Source organism: Sulfurimonas sp., assembly GCF_047622445.1.
Classification (GTDB): Bacteria; Campylobacterota; Campylobacteria; order Campylobacterales; family Sulfurimonadaceae; genus Sulfurimonas.
Genome location: NZ_JBLHOE010000040.1, coordinates 22879 through 29012 on the forward strand (window position 1 = coordinate 22879; position 6134 = coordinate 29012).

The 6134-nt window shown below is 32.0% G+C and carries 7 protein-coding genes; all 7 read right to left on the reverse strand.

All coding sequences use genetic code 11. From position 1 onward, the window contains the following. Positions 1-1272 (reverse strand): hypothetical protein, encoded by a 1272-nt coding sequence (locus tag ACI9TV_RS09955; RefSeq protein ID WP_415250639.1) that lies wholly within the window; start codon positions 1270-1272, stop codon positions 1-3. Positions 1273-1281: 9 nt separating this feature from the next. After that, positions 1282-1917 (reverse strand): energy transducer TonB, encoded by a 636-nt coding sequence (locus tag ACI9TV_RS09960; protein ID WP_415250640.1) that lies wholly within the window; start codon positions 1915-1917, stop codon positions 1282-1284. Between the two features lie 7 nt (positions 1918-1924). Next, a complete protein-coding gene (locus ACI9TV_RS09965) occupies positions 1925-2329 on the reverse strand; it encodes an ExbD/TolR family protein (protein ID WP_415250641.1) in 405 nt (134 codons plus the stop codon). Then, positions 2326-2943 carry a MotA/TolQ/ExbB proton channel family protein gene (locus tag ACI9TV_RS09970; RefSeq protein WP_415250642.1) on the reverse strand — a complete coding sequence of 206 codons (618 nt, stop codon included), beginning with the start codon at positions 2941-2943 and terminating at the stop codon, positions 2326-2328. Before ACI9TV_RS09970 ends, ACI9TV_RS09965 begins: the two co-directional genes overlap by 4 nt. Beyond that, complete coding sequence (locus ACI9TV_RS09975) at positions 2943-4250, reverse strand: MotA/TolQ/ExbB proton channel family protein (RefSeq protein ID WP_415250643.1); 1308 nt, start codon at positions 4248-4250, stop codon at positions 2943-2945. The genes ACI9TV_RS09970 and ACI9TV_RS09975 overlap by 1 nt, the downstream gene beginning before the upstream one ends. Further along, a complete protein-coding gene (locus ACI9TV_RS09980; RefSeq protein ID WP_415250644.1) occupies positions 4250-5020 on the reverse strand; it encodes a DUF3450 family protein in 771 nt (256 codons plus the stop codon). Before ACI9TV_RS09980 ends, ACI9TV_RS09975 begins: the two co-directional genes overlap by 1 nt. 157 nt (positions 5021-5177) lie before the next feature. After that, a partial coding sequence (locus tag ACI9TV_RS09985) for a hypothetical protein (protein ID WP_415250645.1) occupies positions 5178-6134 on the reverse strand: 957 nt, incomplete at its 5' end.

Here is a 6134-nt window from a genome sequence, read left to right on the forward strand (position 1 = left end):
TTATAAACACTCCATGGGATTATTTGTACATTTTTCTATATTTTTTCGGATGACTGTAGCTTTACTAAATAATTCATTATCAGAAATATATTTAAGTTGTACTTCTGAATTTTTATAATCACCTGACATATAGTATGAATAGGCAAGTGCATATCTTAGATTATCATCATCGAGCATTTTATATCTTTTAAGAGCTTTTTGAAGACCTATAACTTTTCTATACTCTTGAGCATTTAAATAGATGGCTATCTTTTGTTTTAATTTTTCAACTTTATCAATATTTTGAGCATTTAAATAAAGGGCATGGAGATTATTTCCAGCTTGTCTGTTCATCTCAACAGCTTCTTTTAAATACTTCTTATCATAGTATGAGCTCTCTTCAAAAAGTTGAGCAGTAGTATATTTCATATCTTTTTTTAGATACATATGCCCTAAAAGTAAACTTATTTTCGGATCTCGGGGAAACTTAAGTTTTGATTCTTCTAAAAGTCTTATTGCACTATTTATCTCATTTGCACCGATAAGCATCTGCGCTAATGTAATATATTCTTTTGCACTCACACCAACTCTTTGCATATACTCTTTTGATGTTTCAATTGCTGCTTGATAGAGTCTTAAGTCTGCAAAATAATAAAATTTCTGTTTTAATAATTTTGTATCTTTTGGAAACTTCTTCATCCCCTTATTTAAAGCTTGAATTGCCTCAGTATACATCTTCTGTTTATAATAACACTCAGCTCTTAAAGTATATAAGCCTTCTCTACTTTGACCTGTAGCTCCAGCATTTTCCAATGAAGCTACAGTATTTTTATAATCTTTGAGTTTATAGAACTCTTGTGTAAGATACATATACAGTTGCTCTATCTTTTGAGTTCTTTTTTTGTGTGCATCAAATTTAGGAGTCTCTTTTTTCTTGTGTGTACTTGCGATAGAAAACAAGTATTTCTCTTTTTCTAATACTTTTGGTGCTATAAATATTTTCACTTTTGTAGCTTCTATTGCTTTTTCATATGCTTTTATAGATTCTTTAGTTTTACCCATTTTTGAATATAAAACACCTGCTACAGAATAATAATTAGATGCATCAAACATATCAGATTTTTTATCTACTAAATCAAGTTCCTCTTGCGCTTTGTCATATCTCGCATCATAAATCATTAAACTTGATAAACTTAAGTGATTTACTTTAATTTCATTTTTTGATTCTTTGGCAAAAAGAGAAAAATCTAATAAAAGGAACAGTGATAACATCAATACTATTTTTTTTAACATCTTATATTCCTACTTAAATCTAATTTTTTGTTTGGCCCACATTTTCACAGGCTTTGCTTTGTATTGAGCTGGAGTAAATCTCCATGAGCGAACAGCATTGAGTGCTGCATTATCAAAAACACCAGATGGTTTAGACTCCAAAACTTTTGCAATCTCTACGGTTCCATCTTTTGCTATTAGCATGTTGATAACTACATAACCTTTAGTCGCATTCTTTAAAGCTTCCTCTGGATATTCTAAAGGTGAACGTGATAATACCTTTGGTTTAACATCAACTGTATTTTCATTCATAATTGCATCTTCTGCGATATCTCTTAAAAGTTCAGTCGCATTACCTGCAATGTTTTGAGATGCAAACTCTGGTATATCCATAGCTACACCGCCAAGTGCTGAATTCATATTTGGCAAAGGGGCTTTTGGTTGCGATTTTCTAGGTTTTGGTTTTGGTTTTGGCTTTGGTTTTGTTGCTTTTTTTTGTGACTTTACAGCTTTCATAGCTCTCATCTCTTTTTTTACAACAGGCTCTTTTTCTTTGACACTTTTGTTGAATGAAATGACAAGGACAACCATAAGTAATCCACCAAGTAGCATACTTATAGTTGCTATAAGCCATCTTCCTTTTGTGCTATATTTTTTTTGGATCATTTGAACGTTATCCCATCTCTTTAGTGGTAGATACAGCTACATCTTTAGCACCACTCATACGTACTTCATCAACCACATCAATCAATACATTTACTGCTATATCAGAATCTGTAATAACGAGAACAGATTTTTCTGTGGATGTTCGAAGAAGGTCTCTAAGCTTACTTTGAATAGCCCAAAGTTTCACAGGTTGATTATCTATATAAACTTCAGCGGAACTATCTATATAGACACGTAGTACTTTTGTAGATGCCAAAGAAGCAGAAGCTGCTGATGGACGATTTATCTCTAAATTCATATCTTTTACAAAAGTGGTTGTAACCATAAAAAATATCAATAAAATGAAAACCATATCTATAAGTGGTGATACGTCTACTGTTTCTACATTTTGACTTTTTTGTCTAAATCTCATTTTTCATCCTTTGTACTTATAATGTCTACTATTTGCTCAAACTCTAAACTAAACTGTTCTTCTTTTTTATCTAATATTTTTCCAATAATTAAGCCTGGCACAGCTACAACTAAACCTAATTCAGTGGTGAAGAGTGCTTTTGAAATACCACCTGCGATACTGTCCCCTTGTGCAAACATAGAACTTGATTGGAGGGCATCAAAAGTTTCGATCATCCCTATTACAGTTCCAAGCAATCCAACTAAAGGTGCAAGCATTACGATTGTTTTTACTAAAACAGAATACTTTGAGATTACGATGATGTAAGGAAAGAGTGCATCATAAATAAACTCTCTTGGCTTTTGTTGTATTTTTTTTGCGATTTTTGCTGCAATAATTGCATCTTGTACAGCATAATCGAGTAAGCCTACATATATTTTTTTATCTTTTAGTTTTTCGTGTTTTTCTATTAAACGTCGTACATTTCCACGAGTCCCACGTTTGAGTGTTAAATATCTATATCCTAGTCCATACCAAAGAAGTAGATTCAAAAAAAACAAGACCCACATAATCACTCCACCGGAATTCATAAAATATGTGAACTGCCCCCAGTAAATCATTAATGACTCTATCATTACGCTTTATTTGTCTCAAACAGGTTTACGATATGTAAGGCAGATTGTTCCATAGAGTCTTTAATACTCTGTGCCCATCCACTCAATAAGTTTCCTAAAAGAAGTAATGGAATGGCTACAATAAGACCAAGCATAGTCGTTACTAATGCTTCAGAGATACCGCCAGATAAAAGCTTAGGATCTCCAGTACCATGTGTAGTTATAATGTCAAAAGTAGCAATCATACCTGTCACAGTTCCAAGTAACCCCAGTAAAGGTGCTACAGCTGCAAGTACTAATACAAAATTACCAAATCTATCTATATTTGAGCTTTCATTTAAAATATTCTCAGTTACGATATCTTCAATATGGTCTCTATCATTATTTATATTTCTCAATGTAGCTTTGATAACACGAGCAGTAGAACCTTTAAAACCTTTAATTGACTCTAAGGCTTCACTTGCTTTACCAGATTCAACTTTATTGATAACAATACCAGTGATTGTTTTAACATTAGACCCAGATTTAATAAGTAGAATTACTCTTAAAATAATAAGTAAGAAACCTAAAGCACCGAGACCTAAAATGATGTAACCAATAGTACCACCACCATCAAGAGTATCTTGGAATGTTTTTTCTTTTGCATACTCAATATCTTTATCAAGATTTTCATAGACAAATATTTTTATATCTTTAGTTAATTTCTTACTCTCAAATGCTTTTGCATCAGTTGTTGTATCCTTATTCCAAACTTTATATTCACCATTACCTGCTGGAGCAAGTGCACCTGAAACATCGTTAGAGATTCCATATGCCATCACGTTTCCAACTTTTATAATTTGACCTTTTGCAGTTGTCCCATCCACAAGATAGAATTTACCACTCTGTATATGTGATGAAGATAATTTTTTATACAAAACTAAAGTGTCTATAAATGCTTTATGCATTACAGTTACAGTATCAGCGTCCTTAGTGTCATCTACCCTAATGCCATATTCACCTAATAATGAAGATGCTTGAATAATCACACTTGAAGATATCTCTTTATTAGAACTTTTATCTTCTAAGACTTGTGATGATTTTTCTATTTGCTTTTGGATATTTTTATCTGATTCAGATAGCGTAACAAGTTTATTTTGCAAATTTTGTACTTTTTGTTTTGCTTTTTTTATCTCTTTGTTTTGGAAAGATTTTTCTTTCTTTAATCTTTTTTGTAGCTCACTTTTTTGTGCTTTTAAAAATGTATACTCTTTTTCGTAAGCCTGAGATAACTCATCAGCTCCTAAACTTGTCAATAGTAATATAAATATTAAACTGAAGAATTTCATTATTTACTCCCTTGTAAAACTAAAGCATTTGGTAATTCAAAATAACCTGTTCGAATCTGTTTTTGTAGTGCATCAAACAGAGTTACTATTTTTTCAATATCTTCTGGATTTGTTATATGTTTGTATTTATATTGAGCATTCTCTTTTACAACATATCCAACTTCATTTGTTGGTGTTGAAAAAAACAAAGCAACAGAACCAAGCTTAGCAATTTGTGCTAAAACATTTTTTCCATTAAAATCTATCTGTTGTTTAAATAAACCTATCTCTTTTGTCACGCGGATTGTGTCATCATAGCTTGCCCAAGTAAGCGAAAGTGCTTTTTCATTTGTAATTAAATTTTGATTTAAATCATTCTTTATTTTATGTAAATCAGAAACTCTCTGTTGTACCATAAACGGTATCCCTTCTTTTATACTTTTTTCAAGTATCTCCAGAGCATTAAGGACAAGAGGTTTAATTTCTGTATTACCTGATGATGTTTCTTGAATTTTAACTTTTACATTTTCCAACTCTTTTTGCGCAAGTTTTATAGATGTGGTTTTTCTATTTATTTGTGCTTCTGAATCAGTGATTTGCATTGACAAAGATTTCATTTGTGAGTTATAACGTTGCTTATTTTCTTTGATGTCTGTGTAGAGTGTTTCCACATCCCCCCTCAGTTGTATAATAGAATTTGCAAGCCCTTTCTCTGGTGTTGCTAAAAGTGATGATGATATGATTGCTGTTATCAGTAATGGATAGGTAATCTTTTGATGATTTAAAATCATTTTTTCTCCGTGAAAATAAAATATATAACTGGAATATTATCAAGGAGAGGTTTTAAAAAAGTTACATTAAAGTAACAAAAAGGTTACAGAAGAAATACTATTGTTGCTTACATATAATTTTACAAGTAGCCTTAGCTACTTGTAAAAGATATTTTGATTATTTATTAAACTCAGATTCTAAACCTGAAGCAGAGTCACCTGAGAATCTATCAGTATTTGAACCAGTAAGCGTTACCCCTGTAAAAGAAGTATTAGTTACATCAAATGCACCTTTAGAGTGGATAGCACCATAACCGTTAGTAGTAGTGTTATAGTTTACTAAAGCATTGTTAAAGTGACCACCAATACCGTCTTTTTTGAAGTAGATTGCACCCTCTTTTGCTGATGCCATTACATCAATATATAGACCATCAAAAGTAGCCGCAGTATTACCTGACATCTCTATACCAGCATTACCTGTAGTTTGTGTAATACTCAAATTAGACACAGTACCTGCATAACCATCATCAACATCAAAATGATCATCTGTACATTCTGAAACAGATATATTACTTAAGTTTACAGTACCACCCCAAATCTCAATACAGTCATCATCTGACTTATTAACATTTACGTGATCAATTGTAGTACCTGAACCAACACCAACCATTGAAAGACCATTTAGCTCTTTGTTCTCTTCGATTGTAATACCTGAGTTTAATATATCTACATATTTAAGTACACCTGAGTTATCAGCCATATTAGAAGTTCCAGCAACAAATGAAGGATTAACTTCATAAGGTTCAACTTGAGCATTAGCAGCATTACCAATAAGTACTAAAGAACCCCATTGACCAACCTCTGCAGTTCCACCATCATAAGCAGTTTCAGAAGTGAAAACAATATGCTTATCAGCAGTACCCTCTGCCATAATTTTAGAATCTTTATCGATTACCATATATGAAGAGTTAGCACCTGTTCCAGATTTACCAATAATTGTAGTTCCGGGCTCTATTGTTAATGTAGCTCCATTTGTTACAGTAACTAAACCATTAATTCTCCATACTTTATCTGCTGTTAATGTCTTATTCGCAGATATAGTTCCTGATAAATCCTCTTTTGCTGGTGTTTGTGA

What these genes read in the sequence shown, in the direction of transcription:
- ACI9TV_RS09965 (WP_415250641.1), bottom strand. Translation starts at nt 2,329, where the DNA reads ATGAGATTTAGACAAAAAAGTCAAAATGTAGAAACAGTAGACGTATCA.
- ACI9TV_RS09975 (WP_415250643.1), bottom strand. Translation starts at nt 4,250, where the DNA reads ATGAAATTCTTCAGTTTAATATTTATATTACTATTGACAAGTTTAGGA.
- ACI9TV_RS09960 (WP_415250640.1), bottom strand. Translation starts at nt 1,917, where the DNA reads ATGATCCAAAAAAAATATAGCACAAAAGGAAGATGGCTTATAGCAACT.
- ACI9TV_RS09970 (WP_415250642.1), bottom strand. Translation starts at nt 2,943, where the DNA reads ATGATAGAGTCATTAATGATTTACTGGGGGCAGTTCACATATTTTATG.
- ACI9TV_RS09955 (WP_415250639.1), bottom strand. Translation starts at nt 1,272, where the DNA reads ATGTTAAAAAAAATAGTATTGATGTTATCACTGTTCCTTTTATTAGAT.
- ACI9TV_RS09980 (WP_415250644.1), bottom strand. Translation starts at nt 5,020, where the DNA reads ATGATTTTAAATCATCAAAAGATTACCTATCCATTACTGATAACAGCA.